We start from the raw sequence: 14,349 nt of genomic DNA, 5'->3' as shown, positions 1-14,349 counted from the left end.
GCTACACACGATTAATGTGCTGACTCACTGAAAATTGCGTGCTGGTCCGGTAGCGCACTTCCCTGCTGGGTGTGATGCGAGTGGGCAGGCCGGATTCGATGCGGACGACGTCCGCGGTTAAGAAAGTCTCCGCATGGTGTCGACCGGTGAGTGCCTTGTGCTGCGGCGGCGCGGCGAGTTCGAGAGCCTGCCGGCGATGCAGATACTCCAACGCTTCGGGCATTCCCTCTCGGGCCAGCGTGTGGACATCGACGGGCTCCGCCTGATCGAGAAATTCGGCGACGTCCGTGGCCGTCACCGTGTCATGGGCAAGCGACCGTTCCAGCCGTCCGAGCCCGAGTGTGGCCAGCATCAGCAACGCCGGAATGCAGGCCACCAGCAACCACAACACAAAATGAGTAAACATGGTCAAGGTCTCAGAGAGATTACGAAATCAGTACTCTGTCGTAGGTGACAGCGGCGGACTTCTCGGGGCGGAGTCCCGGGCGCGCGAAATCAAAGCCTGCCCCGGCCGCACCGGTGGTCGCCAAGCGCTTTGCCAACGAGACCCGCACCGGACTGGTGCGGCGGGCTCGACGAATGAATCGCGAACTGGCACAAGCGTTTCCGCATGTCTACTGCGAACTGGACTTCACCTCGCCGCTCGAACTCGCGGTCGCCACAATTCTGTCGGCGCAGAGCACGGATAAACGGGTGAATCTCACGACCCCTCCGCTGTTCTTGAAGTACCGGACAGCACTCGACTACGCGCAGGCAGATCGCACCGAGTTGGAGACGCTGATCCACCCAACCGGTTTTTTCCGCAACAAGGCGTCCTCGCTGATCGGGCTCGGCCAGGCCCTCGTCGAGCGGTTCGACGGTGAGGTGCCGAAGACCATGGCAGAACTGGTGACGCTGCCGGGCGTTGGCCGCAAGACCGCCAACGTGATCCTGGGCAATGCGTTCGACATCCCGGGCATCACCGTCGACACGCACTTCGGGCGCCTGGTGCGGCGGTGGCGATGGACCGCCGAGGAAGACCCGGTCAAGGTGGAGCACGCGGTCGGCGAACTGATCGAGCGCAAAGAGTGGACGCTGCTCAGCCACCGGGTCATCTTCCACGGCCGACGGGTGTGCCACGCCCGTAAACCGGCGTGCGGGGTGTGCGTACTGGCCAAGGACTGCCCCTCCTACGGCCTCGGTCCTACGGAACCGCTGCTGGCTGCCCCGCTGGTCCAAGGCCCGGAAGCCGAGCACCTGCTGGCTCTGGCCGGCCTCGATCCACAACCGTGAGGGCACCTTCTTCAACTGTCCGCTGGACCATAGCGATCGTCGCGGTGGTGGCTGCTCTGATAGTCGCGCTGGTGGGCCAACTGGGGGACGATCCGTCATCGGCGACACCCCACGCGGCGCCCGAGCAGCGCGAACACCGTGATGCCGACACTCCCGAAGCGCTGGCCGGTCCCCGGCAGCGAGCCGACCTGTCGCCCTGCCCGACCCCCGTTGTTGGTGACGGCGCAGCCTCGCTGCGGGGCGTGGTGGTGGAATGCGCGGCTGACGGGGCCGCCGTCGACGTCGCCAAGGTGCTCGCCGGACGGCGGGTGGTGATCAATTTGTGGGCGTACTGGTGCGCTCCCTGTACTGCCGAATTGCCCGCAATGGCCGAGTATCAACGTCGAGTGGGGTCTGACGTGACGGTGGTGACGGTGCATCAGGATGAGAACGAGACGGCCGCGTTGCTGCGGTTGGCTGAACTCGGCGTTCGGCTGCCGACGCTGCAGGACGGCCGCCGCAGGGTGGCCGCGGCATTGCGGGTGGCAAATGTGATGCCAGCGACGGTCGTCTTACGGTCGGACGGTAGCGTTGCGCAGACCTTGCCGCGTGCTTTCGCGAGCGCCGACGAGATCGCAGCCGCGGTCGGAAATGAGGCGGGGTGAGCGAGCCGCGCGAGGGCCGGGGGAGGAACCGCGCCAAGTGAGTCGAGTGAGGTATCGGTGAGTGCTGGGGAGACCGCGCGCGAGCAGGCGGTCGCCTTGAATCCTGATGCCGGCCCGACTTGGCTGCGACCTCTGATCGATCGCATCGATGAGATACCCGACGCTTACCGACGCAGGCTGCCGGCCGATGTGATTGCCATGGTGACCGCAGCCAAAGCGCTTACCCGGGGTGGCCGAGACGCCGCCGTACTGGTGCTGTTCTCAGGTCCTCAGACCGGCCCGGCCGACGGCAGCGTTCCGGATGACGCCGACCTGCTGCTGACCGTGCGGGCGTCGACATTGCGCCACCATGCCGGTCAGGCCGCGTTTCCGGGCGGCGCGTCCGACCCCGGCGATGACGGCCCCGTCGCGACCGCCCTGCGGGAGGCGCGCGAGGAGACCGGGATCGATGTCGGCAGGTTGCAGCCGCTGGCGACCATGGAGCGCACCTTCATTGCGCCGTCCCGCTTTCATGTCGTTCCCGTGCTGGCCTACTCCCCGGATCCCGGGCCGGTGAACGTCGTCAACGATGCCGAAACGGCGATCGTGGCCCGAGTGCCGGTGCGCGCGTTCATCAACCCGGCCAACCGGCTGATGGTTTACCGGGGCACGTTGGGGCAACGCTGGGCGGGACCGGCGTTTCTGTTGAACCAAATGCTGGTGTGGGGCTTCACTGGCCAGGTGATCTCAGCGGTTCTCGACGTCGCCGGCTGGTCCAAGCCGTGGGACACCGACGATTGCCGTGAGTTGGACGACGCGTTGGTGCTGGTCGGTGGCGAAAGGGGGTTGCGGTGAATTCGATGACCCCGTCGCAATGGTTGGACATCGCTGTACTTGCGGTCGCGTTCATCGCCGCGATCTCGGGCTGGCGATCGGGCGCCCTCGGCTCGCTGCTGTCCTTCGCCGGAGTGCTGCTCGGCGCGGTGGCCGGTGTGCTGCTGGCGCCGCACGTGGTCAGCCACATCGCTGCCCCGCGCGCCAAATTGTTCGCCGCGCTGTTCCTGATCCTGGCACTGGTGGTGGTCGGCGAAGTTGCCGGTGTGGTGCTGGGTCGGGCCATCCGCGGTGCGATTCGCAACCGGCCGTTGCGCACAATCGACTCGGTGATCGGCGTTGCGGTGCAGCTCCAGGTGGTGTTGGTCGCGGCTTACCTGTTGGCCACGCCGCTGACCCAGTCCAAGGATCAGCCCGAACTGGCCGCCGCAGTAAAGGGTTCGCGGGTGCTCGCCACGGTCAACGAGGTGGCCCCCGACTGGTTGAAGCAACCGTTGCGCCAACGACTATCGGGACTGCTGAACACCTCCGGTCTGCCGGCGGTCCTCGAACCGTTCAGCCGCACCCCGGTCATCCCGGTTGCCTCGCCGGACCCGGCGCTGGCCAACAACCCGGTGGTGGCGGCTACCGCGCCCAGCGTGCTCAAGATTCGCAGCCTGGCGCCAGGCTGCCAAAAGGTACTCGAGGGCAGCGGATTCGTCATCGCACCCGAGCGGGTGATGACGAACGCACACGTGGTGGCGGGATCGAGCAGCGTCTCCATCCAGGTCAACGGCAAGTCGATGGACGCCTCGGTGGTCTCCTACGACCCGGCCGTGGACATCGCGATCCTGGCCGTGCCGAATCTGCCGTCGGCGCCTCTGGTTTTCGACGACGCCCCGGCAAAGACCGGCACCGACGTGGTGGTGCTCGGCTATCCGGGTGGCGGCAACTTCACCGCCACCCCGGCTCGAATCCGCGAGGTGATCAAGCTCAGCGGGCCCGACATCTACCGCAGTCCGCAGCCGGTGACCCGCGACGTCTACACCATCAGAGCCAATGTGGAGCAGGGTGATTCGGGCGGGCCGTTGATCGATCTCGACGGTCGAGTGCTCGGCGTGGTGTTCGGCGCCGCGGTGGATGACGCCGACACGGGCTTCGTACTGACGTCCGAGGAGGTGTCCGGTCAACTCAGCAAGATCGGCGCCACCCAACCGGTGGGCACCGGGGCCTGCGTCAGCTGAGTTTCGGCTTGTGCACCTGCTCGAGAAACCGCATCAGGTGCCGGTTGATCTCCTCAGGTGCCTCTTCGTGGCTGAAATGCCCTGCGCCGGAGACGGATAGGTAGCGTCCGTGCGGTGCGTAGCGTTGCGAGCGCTCGACCGGGGCGGCCAGCACATAGGGATCAACGTCGCCGCGGATATGCAGCAGCGGAACGCCGAGTTGTTGAGTCATCGACTTGATGAACCGGTGACCTTCGCTACGTAGCTGGCTGCGCACCGCCCAACGCTGGTACTCGAGTGCGCAGTGTGCGGCCCCCGGTATCCGGATGGCGCGGCGCAGGTACTCGATCGACTGTGAAAAGTCTTCCGAGGCAACCCATTTGGCGCTGCTTCGGCTGCGGACGAGACGCTCGATCTCGGCGCCGTTGTGGCGGGTGAGCAATCGTTCGGGCCACAGCGGCGCCTGGTAGCGCAGCAGCGTCGGCAACAGAGCGCGACTCTGGTCGCGCCGGGTCAAGGTGGAGCGGCGCAATGCCGCCGGGTGCGGGGAACTGATGACGGCGATGGCGCGCACCAGTCGCGAATGCAGCAGTGCAGTGGTCCAGCAAGCGAGCCCACCGTCCGCGTGCCCGATGAGCGTTGCGGACGAATGACCCAGTGCGCGAATGAGTCCGGCCGTATCGCCGGCCAGCGTCCAGCCGTCGTAACCGCGTGGCGGTTTGTCGCTGCCCCCGTATCCACGCAGGTCTACCGCGACCACCCGCGCGCCGGTCAGACCGCGCAACTGGTGACGCCAGGACCACCAGAACGAGCCGAACCCGTGCAGCAGGATGACCAGGGGGCGTGCGGTGCCCGGGGTGCTGGTATCGGCCGGAAGCGCTTCGACGACATGGAACCGAATGCCGTTGGCGTGCACATCCAGATGACGCCAAGGCCCGTCGATGCGGGCCATCGACGGATCTGGTGGGGGCATTTACCAGCCCGAAGGATCGGTCTTGGCGTCGGCCGTGATCGCTGGGGTCTTTGGAGCGGCCACAGCAGGCGGAGGCTTGTCGTGGCCGGGGGTGAACGCCGTGCGCGCCTCCTTGACCGATTCGATGGTCTTCTGCGGTCCGCGAATCCGGCGGACCTTGAGAAAGCCGAAGAGCGCAAGTGCAGCGGTAACGACGACCATGATCCCGAAAACGATCAGGAACGCCGCCCAGCGGTACAGCCAGTTGTCGAGCAACTCAGCGAGGAAAAAGAAAAGGAAAAAGGTCGAGTAGAAAAGCACTACCAGCGCGGCGACGAAGAAGACGCTGCCGGTCAGTCCCTTTTTGACGTCGGCGGTGATTTCCGCGCGGGCCAACTCGACTTCGGCGCGCACCAGCGTCGACATCTGCGTCGTCGCGTCTTTGATCAGGTCACCCACCGACGGCTCGCCGGCCCTGGCATGCGGGTCTGCCAGCGGAATCGTGGTCAGCGTGCTGGGCACACCGTTCTTCCGATCAGGTTTGCTCACAGACGGTCCTCTCCGTTCAGGCACATTCAAGCCCACTCGACGCCACGCGGTGCGTCGTCGTCGCGGTTCATGTTGCCATGAGTCCCAATGCCGTACGAGGCCAGCCAAAACACCGAGCCGACCGGGCTGAATCAAACCCGCAAAATTCACGTTTATCGCTGATTCAGCATGGGCAAACGACCGAGTCCGATCATCTAGACTGGCGCACTGTTCGCCAAATTCTCTCCAACATTCACCGATTCGACGGGAGTACCACTTTGCGCAAGGCACTGAGTGGCCTTAAAACTGGTACTACTGCGGCGGTGGTGGCCGCGCTGTTGGGTCTGCTATTCCTGCCCGCCGTCCGCGCGGTCGCCGACGACAAGATTCAGTTGGGTGGCGGGTCGGGCATAGTCGTCAACACCGGCACCCTGTGCACCCTGACCGCGATAGGACACGACAATAAAGGTGACCTGATCGGATTCACCTCGGCGCACTGCGGAGGCCCCGGGGCACCCGTCGCGGCCGAAGGTCTGGAGAATAAGGGCCAGGTGGGCACCATGGTCGCCGGCAACGACATCCTGGACTACGCGGTGATCAAGTTCGACCCGGCCAAGGTGATCCCGGTGAACAACGTCAACGGCTTTGCCATCAGCGGCATCGGCCCCGACCCGAACTTCGGTCAGGTGGCCTGCAAGCAGGGCCGCACCACCGGCAACTCCTGTGGTGTCACCTGGGGGCCGGGTCAGGACCCGGGCACCATCCTGATGCAGGTCTGCGGCGGCCCGGGCGACTCAGGAGCGCCGGTCACGGTCGACAACCAGTTGGTCGGGATGATCCACGGCGCATTCAGCGACAGTCTGCCCAGCTGCGTCACCAAGTACATCCCCCTGCACACGCCGGCCGTGGTGATGTCGATCAACGCGGACCTGGCCGACATCGTCGCTAAGAACCGGCCGGGTTCGGGATTCGTCCCGATCGCCTGACTACTTGGCGTCCCGAATCGCGTCGAAGACGTCGGGATCCAGCAGCGTCGAAGTGTCGCCCAACTCCCGTTTTTCGGCGATGTCGCGCAACAGTCGGCGCATGATCTTGCCGCTGCGGGTTTTCGGCAATTCGGGTACTACGTGGATCTCGCGCGGCTTGGCGATCGGCGAGATCTCCTTGGCGACCTGACTGCGTAACTCACCGACGGTGCCGTCGTCCGGTTCGTAGTTGGAGCGCATCACGACGAAAGCGCAGATGGCTTGGCCGGTGGTGTCGTCGGTGACGCCGACGACAGCCGCCTCGGCGACTCCGGAATGCCCGACCAGCGCCGACTCCACTTCCGCAGTGGAGATTCGGTGGCCGGATATGTTCATCACGTCGTCGATGCGGCCCAGCACCCAGATGGCGCCGTCGGGGTCGAACCGAGCGCCGTCACCGGCGAAGTAGTAACCCTTGTCGGCGAACTTGGACCAGTAGGTGTCTCGGTACCGGTCGGGGTCGCCCCAGATGCCGCGCAGCATCGAGGGCCACGGCTTGTCCAGCACGAGATAGCCGGTGACGTGTTCTTCGCCCTCTTTGTCTGGGGGCAGCGGTTCGCCGTGGTCGTCGACGATCCTGGCCGAGATTCCGGGCAGTGGCTTCATCGCCGAACCGGGCTTGGCATCGCTGACTCCAGGCAGGGGAGAGATCATCGCGGCACCGGTCTCGGTCTGCCACCAGGTGTCCACCACCGGAACCTTGCCCGCGCCGATGACCTCGCGGTACCACCGCCAGGCCTCGGGGTTGATGATCTCTCCGACCGACCCCAGCAGTCGCACGCTGGACAGGTCGTGCGCGTCGGGGATCTCCCGGCCCCACTTCATGAACGTCCGGATCATCGTCGGAGCGGTGTAATAGATTGTGACGCCGTACTTTTCGATGATCTCGAAATGCCGGTGCTCACTGGGAGTGTTAGGCGTGCCCTCGTAGAGCACCTCGGTGATTCCGTTGGACAGCGGACCGTAGACGCCGTAGGTGTGTCCAGTGACCCAGCCGATATCGGCGGTGCACCAGAACACATCGCGGTCCGGCTTGACGTCGAATATCGCGTGCACCGTGTAGGAGGACTGGGTCAGGTAGCCGCCGCTGGTGTGCACGATGCCTTTGGGCTTACCGGTTGTGCCCGAGGTGTACAGCAGAAACAACGGCTGTTCGGCGTCGAAAGCCTCCGCGGTGTGTTCGGGTGAAGCCGAGTCGACGACGTCGTGCCACCACAGGTCGCGGTCGTCGTTCCACGACACGTCAATCCCCGTGCGGCGCACCACCAGAACCCGCTCGACGGGGCTGTCGGATACCGAGACCGCCTCGTCGGCGGCGTCCTTGAGCGGAGCGGGCTTGCCGCGCCGGTACTGCCCGTCGGCGGTGATCAACAGCTTGGCATCGGCGTCTGCGATCCGGGCCTGCAGTGCGTGCGCGGTGTAGCCGCCGAACACCACGGTGTGCATGATGCCTAGGCGCGCGCAGGCCAGCATCGCGATCACGGCTTCGGGGATCAGTGGCAGATAGATGGCGGCGCGGTCGCCGGCGACCAGGCCGAGATCGGTCAGCGCGTTGGCCGCCTTAGACACTTCTACTTGCAGTTCTGCGTAAGTCAGGGTGCGACGATGGTCGGTGGGTTCACCTTCCCAGTGGATGGCGACCCGATCCCCGTTTCCGGCTTCGACGTGACGATCGACGCAGTTGTAGGCGACGTTGAGCTTGCCGCCGACGAACCACTTGGCAAACGGCGCATCCGACCAGTCCAGCACTTCGGTATACGGCGTCTCCCAGGACAAACGGTCGGCCTGTTCGGCCCAAAACGCCAGCCGATCTGCATCGGCCTGTTCATACACCTCGGGTTGGACATTGGCCTGCTCGGCGAACTGGTTGGCAGGCGGGTAGGAGGCGGCAACTTCGGGACTCTCGGGTTCAGTCGCAGTCACGAGTGTGAGCGTAACTCCGTACTGGCTCGGCGCATTTCGAGTGGTGTTTCAGCGCCCGTCAATTGCGGAATAATCATGCGCCATGACACGCGTTCCTCGGCTGGCCGCTGCGGCTGCCCTCTTAACATGTCTCGCAACAGGTTTTGCCGTGGTAGCGCCGGGCGCACCCGCCGCGGCGGTCCCGGGCGACCATGATGCGCCGCCGTGCGCGTCGGGCCAGGTCGGGGTTAGCGTCTCCGAGCCTCAGGCGGCAGCAGGCCACCGCGGGGTGACCTTGATCTTCGCTCTCGCAGGCGGTGCCGCGCCCTGCACGCTGACCGGCTATCCGCGGGTGGAGTCGGCCGGAGGCGGACCGTTCGATCACGCGCGGCCGACGTTGCGCGGGTACATGGGCGGATTGCCTGACGGCGTCGATGGACCGCCGACCGTCACGCTGTCGCCTTCGCAGTTGGCGCAGTCGGTCCTCGAGAGTGTCGCCGACGACGCCAGTGGCGATCAGTGCTCCGGATTCGCCAACCTGAGTGTCATCCCGCCCGGTACCACCGCGGGGGTCGCGGTGGGAGCGCCGATCGACGGCTGTCAGTTGCAGGTGCACCCCGTCACGCCGGTCACTGTAGAACCGGGGCCACCGCCTCCTGCGGAGTAGCCAGAATCTGCAGGCCGCGCACAGCTAGATCAATGGCTCGGGCCCGCAGCGCCCGGCTGCGCCGCGCTCGCGACCCTCGCTAGATCAATGGCTCGGGCCCGCAGCGCCCGGCTGCGCCGCGCTCGCGACCCTCGCTAGATCAATGGCTCGGGCCCGCAGCGCCCGGCTGCGCCGCGCTCGCGACCCTCGCTAGGGTCGCTGTCATGCGTCGGATGCTGGCTGCGGTCGTTGCCGGCCTGTTGATCGTCGCGCCGTTGGCCGCCTGCGGGGGCGGAGTGCTGACGCCGGATGAGGTGGTGACCAACGGTGGTGAGCCGCCGAATCCGCTGATCCCGACGGGCACCAACGATAGCCTGGGCGGGCGGATCCTCGATCGGCTCTTCGCCGGCCTGATGTCGTACGACGCTGCCGGACGGCCATCGCTGGAAGTTGCCAAGTCGATCGACACCTCCGACAACGTCAACTATCGGGTCGTCCTCAAACCGGGCTGGAAATTCACCGATGGATCCCCGGTGACCTCTCACTCGTTCGTCGACGCCTGGAACTACGGCGCGTTGAGCGCTAATGCCCAACTGCAGCAGCACTTTTTCAGCCCGATCGCCGGGTACGACGAGGTTGCCGGGCCGCCTGCCGCCGGACAGCCGACCGTCATGTCCGGGCTGCAGATAGTCAACGATCTCGAGTTCACCGTGCGGCTCAAGGAGCCGACCATCGACTTCATCATGAGCCTGGGTCACAACGCGTTCTATCCGTTGCCGCCTAACGCATTTCGTGACATGGCAGCGTTCGGACGCAGCCCGGTCGGCAATGGTCCCTACAAACTCGTGGATGGTCCCGACGGGCCGGCGTGGGAGCACAACGTCAAGATCGATCTGGCGGCCAACCCCGATTATCACGGCAACCGGGTGCCCCGAAACAAGGGCCTTCGATTCGAGTTCTACGCCAACCTCGACACCGCGTATTCCGACCTGCTGTCCGGCAATCTCGATGTGCTGGACACGATTCCGTCCAGCGCACTGACCATCTACCAGCGCGACCTGGGCGGCAACGCCGTCAGCGGGCCCGTTGCGGTCAGTCAGTCGCTCGATACTCCGTTGCGACTGCCCCATTTCGGCGGCGAGGAGGGACGGTTGCGCCGGCTGGCGTTGTCCGCGGCGATCAACCGACCGCAGATCTGTCAGCAGATCTTCAACGGAACCCGCAGTCCGGCGCGTGATTTCACCGCAAGTTCGTTGCCGGGATTCGATCCGAACATCCCGGGCAGCGACGCGCTGGACTTCAACCCCGAACGGGCCCGACAACTTTGGGCCCAGGCCAACGCGATCTCGCCGTGGGGCGGACGGTACGCCATCGCCTACAACGCTGACAGCGGCCATCAGGAATGGGTGGATGCGGTGGCAAACAGCATCAAGAACGTGCTGGGGATCGACGCTGCCGGCGCGCCCCAGCCCACCTTCGCCGGGTTCCGCACTCAGATCACCAACCGCACCATCGACACCGCGTTTCGGGCCGGTTGGATCGGCGACTATCCGTCGATGATCGAATTCCTCGCCCCGCTCTACGCAACGGGGGCCGGTTCCAACGACGTCGGATACGCCAGCCGCGAGTTCGACGCCGCGCTCGCGACAGCGGAGGCGGCACCCGATCTGCATGGCGCCGATGTCCTGGCGAACGTCGCGCAGCGAATCCTGTTGTACGACATGCCGGCTGTACCTCTGTGGTACTACATCAGCGTGGTCGGGTGGTCCACGTCGGTGAGCAACGTGAAGGTGACCTGGAACGGGCTTCCGGACTACGAGAACGTCGTGAAGGGCTGAGATGGGCTGGTACGTGCTGCGTCGAATCGCGGTGATGGTGCCGGTTTTTCTGGGCGCGACGCTGCTGATCTACGGCATGGTATTCCTGCTGCCCGGCGATCCGGTTGCGGCGCTGGCAGGCGACCGACCGTTGAGTCCCGCAGTGACCGCACAGCTACGCGCCCAGTACCACCTCGACGATCCCTTCCTGGTCCAGTACCTGCGATATCTCGGTGGGCTGTTGCACGGTGACCTGGGCCGCGCATATTCCGGTTTGCCGGTCAGTGCCGTTCTGGCACATGCATTTCCGGTAACCATCAGGCTGGCGCTGATCGCGTTGGTGGTGGAAGCGGTGCTGGGCATCGGGTTCGGCGTGCTCGCCGGGTTGCGCCAAGGCGGAATCTTCGACGCCACCGTGCTGCTCACCGGGCTGGTCATCATCGCAATCCCCATCTTCGTGCTGGGTTTCCTGGCGCAGTTCGTGTTCGGGGTTCGGCTGGGACTTGCGCCGGTGACGGTCGGAGGCCGGGCCACCTTCGAGCGACTGTTGTTGCCGGGAATCGTCCTGGGGCTGGTCTCATTCGCCTACGTGGTGCGATTGACCCGTTCTGCGGTCGCCGCCAATTCACACACCGACTACGTCCGCACCGCTACCGCCAAAGGGTTGTCGCGGCCCCGCGTGGTGACCGTTCACATCCTGCGCAACTCGCTGATCCCGGTGGTGACCTTCCTGGGCGCGGATTTGGGGGCGCTGATGGGCGGAGCCATTGTGACCGAGGGGATCTTCAACATCCACGGCGTCGGCGGGGTGCTCTATCAGGCCGTCACGCGCCAGGAGGCGCCGACGGTCGTGTCGATCGTCACCGTACTGGTGCTGATCTACTTGACCAGCAATCTCTTGGTGGACCTGTTGTATGCGGCCCTGGACCCGCGGATCCGCTATGTATAAGCGCCCGAAGTTCGTGGTCGCCGGCGCACTGATCCTGCTCATCCTGTTGGTGGCTGCGTTTCCGGCGGTGTTCACCTCCGCTGATCCCAGCTACGCCGACCCGGGCCAGAGCCTGTTGAGCCCGTCGGCCGCGCACTGGTTCGGTACCGATCTGCAGGGCCACGACATCTACGCGCGCACCATCTACGGGGCACGGGCGTCGGTCGTCGTCGGGTTGGGCGCCACGGTGTTGGTGTTCGTCGTCGGCGGTGCCCTCGGCGCGCTGGCCGGCTTCTATGGCGGCTGGGTAGATGCCGTCGTGTCCCGCATCACCGATGTGTTCTTCGCGTTGCCGTTGCTGTTGGCCGCGATCGTGCTCATGCAGGTTCTGCACCACCGCACGGTATGGACGGTGATCGCGATTCTGGCGCTGTTCGGCTGGCCGCAGGTGGCGCGGATCGCGCGTAGTTCGGTGCTCGAAGTGCGGTCCAGCGACTATGTGCTCGCGGCGGAAGCGTTGGGGTTGAGCAGATTTCAAATACTTCTGCGACACGCGCTGCCCAATGCGATGGGGCCTGTTATCGCGATGTCTACCATCGCGCTGGGTATCTTCATCGTCACCGAGGCCACGCTTTCCTACCTGGGGGTGGGCCTGCCGACGTCGGTCGTGTCGTGGGGTGGTGACATCAACATCGCCCAGATGAGGCTGCGGGCGGGCTCGCCGATATTGTTCTATCCCGCTGGGGCACTTGCGGTTACGGTGCTTGCCTTCATGATGATGGGCGATGCCTTGCGTGATGGTCTGGATCCCGCGTCACGGGCGTGGCGGGCATGAGCAACCCGGAGACACTGCTCTCGGTCGAAGGACTCGAGGTCCGCTTCGGCGCCAACGAACCGGCGGTATGCGGCGTGGATCTGACTGTGCTGCGTGGCCAGACCGTGGCCGTGGTCGGCGAATCCGGTTCGGGCAAGTCCACCACCGCGGCGGCGATCCTCGGTCTGCTGTCGCCGGGTGGCCGAATCACGTCCGGTCGCATCACTTTCGACGGACGTGACATCACCGGGCGCGACCGTAGATCCGACCGGCGATTGCTCCGCTCCCTGCGCGGACGCGAGATCGGCTACGTACCCCAGGACCCGATGACCAACCTCAATCCGGTCTGGAAGGTCGGTTTCCAGATTCGGGAAGCATTGCGCGCCAACGGTGACGGTCGCGACGCGCGGCAGCGGGCACTGGAACTGCTGGCCGAGGCCGGGATGCCGGACCCGAGCAAGCAGGCTGGTCGGTATCCGCACCAATTGTCCGGCGGAATGTGCCAACGCGCGCTCATCGCGATCGGTCTGGCGGGACGGCCGCGCTTGCTGATTGCCGACGAGCCGACCTCGGCGCTGGACGTGACGGTGCAGCGCCAGGTACTCGATCATCTGCAGCGCCTCACCGACGAGTTGGGCACCGCGCTGCTGCTCATCACCCACGATCTGGCGCTGGCCGCCGAGCGCGCCGAGTCGGTGGTGGTGATTCACCGCGGGATGGTGGTGGAATCTGGTGCAGCGCAGCAAATTCTGCGAGACCCGCAGCATGAGTACACAAAGCGGCTGGTCGCCGCGGCCCCGTCGCTGACGGCGCGGGACAAGCGCTCGGCCCAGATCCGGTCGCGAGTGGCAGCCGAAGCTGCCGAACACGTGGAGGCGTCCGACGACATTCTCGTCGTTTCGGAATTGACCAAGAGCTATCGGGAATCGCACGGTGCGCCATGGCGGCGGGCAGAGTTTCGCGCAGTCGACGGGGTGTCGTTTCGGCTCCGTCGAGCCAGCACCTTGGCGATCGTCGGGGAGTCGGGCTCGGGTAAGTCGACGCTGGCGCGCATGGTGCTCGGTCTGCTGCGGCCTACGTCGGGCACGGTGGCCTTCGACGGTGACTCAAATGTGGGCAAGATGGACCGGGAGAAAACGCTCGCGTTTCGTCGGCGGGTGCAGCCGGTGTTCCAGAATCCCTACAGCAGCCTCGACCCGATGTACTCGGTGGCCCGTGCCATCGAAGAGCCGCTGCGAATTCACCGAATCGGTGACCGCAAGCAGCGTCAACAGGCGGTGCGTGACTTGCTTGATCAGGTGGCGTTGCCGGCGTCGGTGTTGGGCCGGCTGCCCCGCGAGCTGTCTGGCGGTCAGCGGCAGCGGGTCGCGATCGCGCGCGCGTTGGCCCTGAAACCCGACATGCTGGTGTGCGATGAGGCGGTTTCCGCTCTCGATGTTCTGGTGCAGGCGCAGATCCTGAACCTGTTGGCGGAGCTTCAGGCCAACCTCGGTCTGACCTACCTCTTCATCAGTCACGATCTTGCAGTGGTCCGGCAGATTTCCGACGAGGTGCTGGTGATGCGCGGTGGCCGCGTGGTCGAACACGCAATCACCGAGTCGGTGTTCACCCGGCCCGGTCACGACTACACCCGACAACTGCTGGAGGCCATTCCCGGTGCTCCGGCCGGGTCGGGTTAGGGCTAGGTGCGGTCGCAGGCCGCGCGCAGCGGGTCGCGACCATCGCGCTAGGCGCGATCGCAAGTGCGGTCGCAGGCCGCGCGCAGCGGGTCGCGACCATCGCGCTAGAAGCGATCGCAAGTGCGGT

14 protein-coding genes are annotated in these 14,349 nt (G+C 65.5%); 10 read left to right on the top strand and 4 right to left on the bottom strand.

Features of this window, described 5'->3' with window-relative positions; all coding sequences use genetic code 11:
- Position 1: 1 nt before the first annotated feature.
- Complete coding sequence (locus tag ACZY1I_RS22935) at positions 2-406, bottom strand: hypothetical protein (RefSeq protein WP_463757594.1); 405 nt, start codon at positions 404-406, stop codon at positions 2-4.
- A 173-nt stretch (positions 407-579) separates the two neighbouring features.
- Between ACZY1I_RS22935 and nth the strand changes: the two genes are divergently transcribed.
- Genes nth through marP form a run of 4 tightly spaced genes read left to right on the top strand, consistent with a single transcriptional unit; the run spans position 580 to position 3,952 of the window.
- A complete protein-coding gene (nth, locus tag ACZY1I_RS22930) occupies positions 580-1,272 on the top strand; it encodes an endonuclease III (RefSeq protein ID WP_463757952.1) in 693 nt (230 codons plus the stop codon).
- Positions 1,269-1,916: a TlpA family protein disulfide reductase gene (locus ACZY1I_RS22925; RefSeq protein WP_463757592.1), complete on the top strand. Its 648-nt coding sequence runs from the start codon at positions 1,269-1,271 to the stop codon at positions 1,914-1,916. Before nth ends, ACZY1I_RS22925 begins: the two co-directional genes overlap by 4 nt.
- Positions 1,917-1,973: 57 nt before the next feature.
- Entirely contained in the window at positions 1,974-2,750 is a 777-nt protein-coding gene (locus tag ACZY1I_RS22920) for an NUDIX hydrolase (protein WP_463757590.1), read from the top strand.
- 5 nt (positions 2,751-2,755) lie between these two features.
- Positions 2,756-3,952 carry an acid resistance serine protease MarP gene (marP, locus tag ACZY1I_RS22915; protein ID WP_463757949.1) on the top strand — a complete coding sequence of 399 codons (1,197 nt, stop codon included), beginning with the start codon at positions 2,756-2,758 and terminating at the stop codon, positions 3,950-3,952.
- On the opposite strand, the gene ACZY1I_RS22910 is transcribed toward marP, so the two are convergent.
- Both ACZY1I_RS22910 and ACZY1I_RS22905 read right to left on the bottom strand, forming a co-directional pair.
- On the bottom strand, positions 3,945-4,904 hold the full coding sequence (locus ACZY1I_RS22910) for an alpha/beta fold hydrolase (protein ID WP_463757588.1): 960 nt from the start codon (positions 4,902-4,904) through the stop codon (positions 3,945-3,947). The genes marP and ACZY1I_RS22910 overlap by 8 nt on opposite strands.
- Positions 4,905-5,432, bottom strand: coding sequence for a phage holin family protein (locus ACZY1I_RS22905; protein ID WP_463757586.1), 528 nt, complete (start codon positions 5,430-5,432; stop codon positions 4,905-4,907).
- A gap of 269 nt (positions 5,433-5,701) precedes the next feature.
- On the opposite strand from ACZY1I_RS22905, the gene ACZY1I_RS22900 reads away from it, so the two are divergent.
- Entirely contained in the window at positions 5,702-6,397 is a 696-nt protein-coding gene (locus ACZY1I_RS22900; RefSeq protein ID WP_463757947.1) for a chymotrypsin family serine protease, read from the top strand.
- Here the strand turns inward: ACZY1I_RS22900 and acs are convergent, their stop codons facing one another.
- Positions 6,398-8,359, bottom strand: coding sequence for an acetate--CoA ligase (gene acs / locus ACZY1I_RS22895; RefSeq protein WP_463757583.1), 1,962 nt, complete (start codon positions 8,357-8,359; stop codon positions 6,398-6,400).
- 82 nt (positions 8,360-8,441) lie between these two features.
- Here acs and ACZY1I_RS22890 point away from each other — a divergent pair, with 82 nt between their 5' ends.
- The 5 genes from ACZY1I_RS22890 (at position 8,442) to ACZY1I_RS22870 (ending at position 14,222) form a co-directional block, all read left to right on the top strand.
- Entirely contained in the window at positions 8,442-9,005 is a 564-nt protein-coding gene (locus ACZY1I_RS22890) for a DUF4232 domain-containing protein (RefSeq protein ID WP_463757580.1), read from the top strand.
- Between the two features lie 203 nt (positions 9,006-9,208).
- Entirely contained in the window at positions 9,209-10,822 is a 1,614-nt protein-coding gene (locus ACZY1I_RS22885; RefSeq protein ID WP_463757577.1) for a peptide ABC transporter substrate-binding protein, read from the top strand.
- Position 10,823: 1 nt separating this feature from the next.
- Complete coding sequence (locus tag ACZY1I_RS22880) at positions 10,824-11,750, top strand: ABC transporter permease (protein ID WP_463757575.1); 927 nt, start codon at positions 10,824-10,826, stop codon at positions 11,748-11,750.
- Positions 11,716-12,564, top strand: coding sequence for an ABC transporter permease (locus ACZY1I_RS22875; protein WP_463757573.1), 849 nt, complete (start codon positions 11,716-11,718; stop codon positions 12,562-12,564). The genes ACZY1I_RS22880 and ACZY1I_RS22875 overlap by 35 nt, the downstream gene beginning before the upstream one ends.
- Positions 12,561-14,222: a dipeptide ABC transporter ATP-binding protein gene (locus tag ACZY1I_RS22870; RefSeq protein WP_463757570.1), complete on the top strand. Its 1,662-nt coding sequence runs from the start codon at positions 12,561-12,563 to the stop codon at positions 14,220-14,222. Before ACZY1I_RS22875 ends, ACZY1I_RS22870 begins: the two co-directional genes overlap by 4 nt.
- The last annotated feature ends 127 nt before the right edge of the window (positions 14,223-14,349 follow it).

Source organism: Mycobacterium sp. IDUB_37, assembly GCF_055419245.1.
The sequence above is the reverse complement of the archived record's forward strand: the minus strand, read 5'-3'. Positions and strand labels throughout refer to the sequence as shown.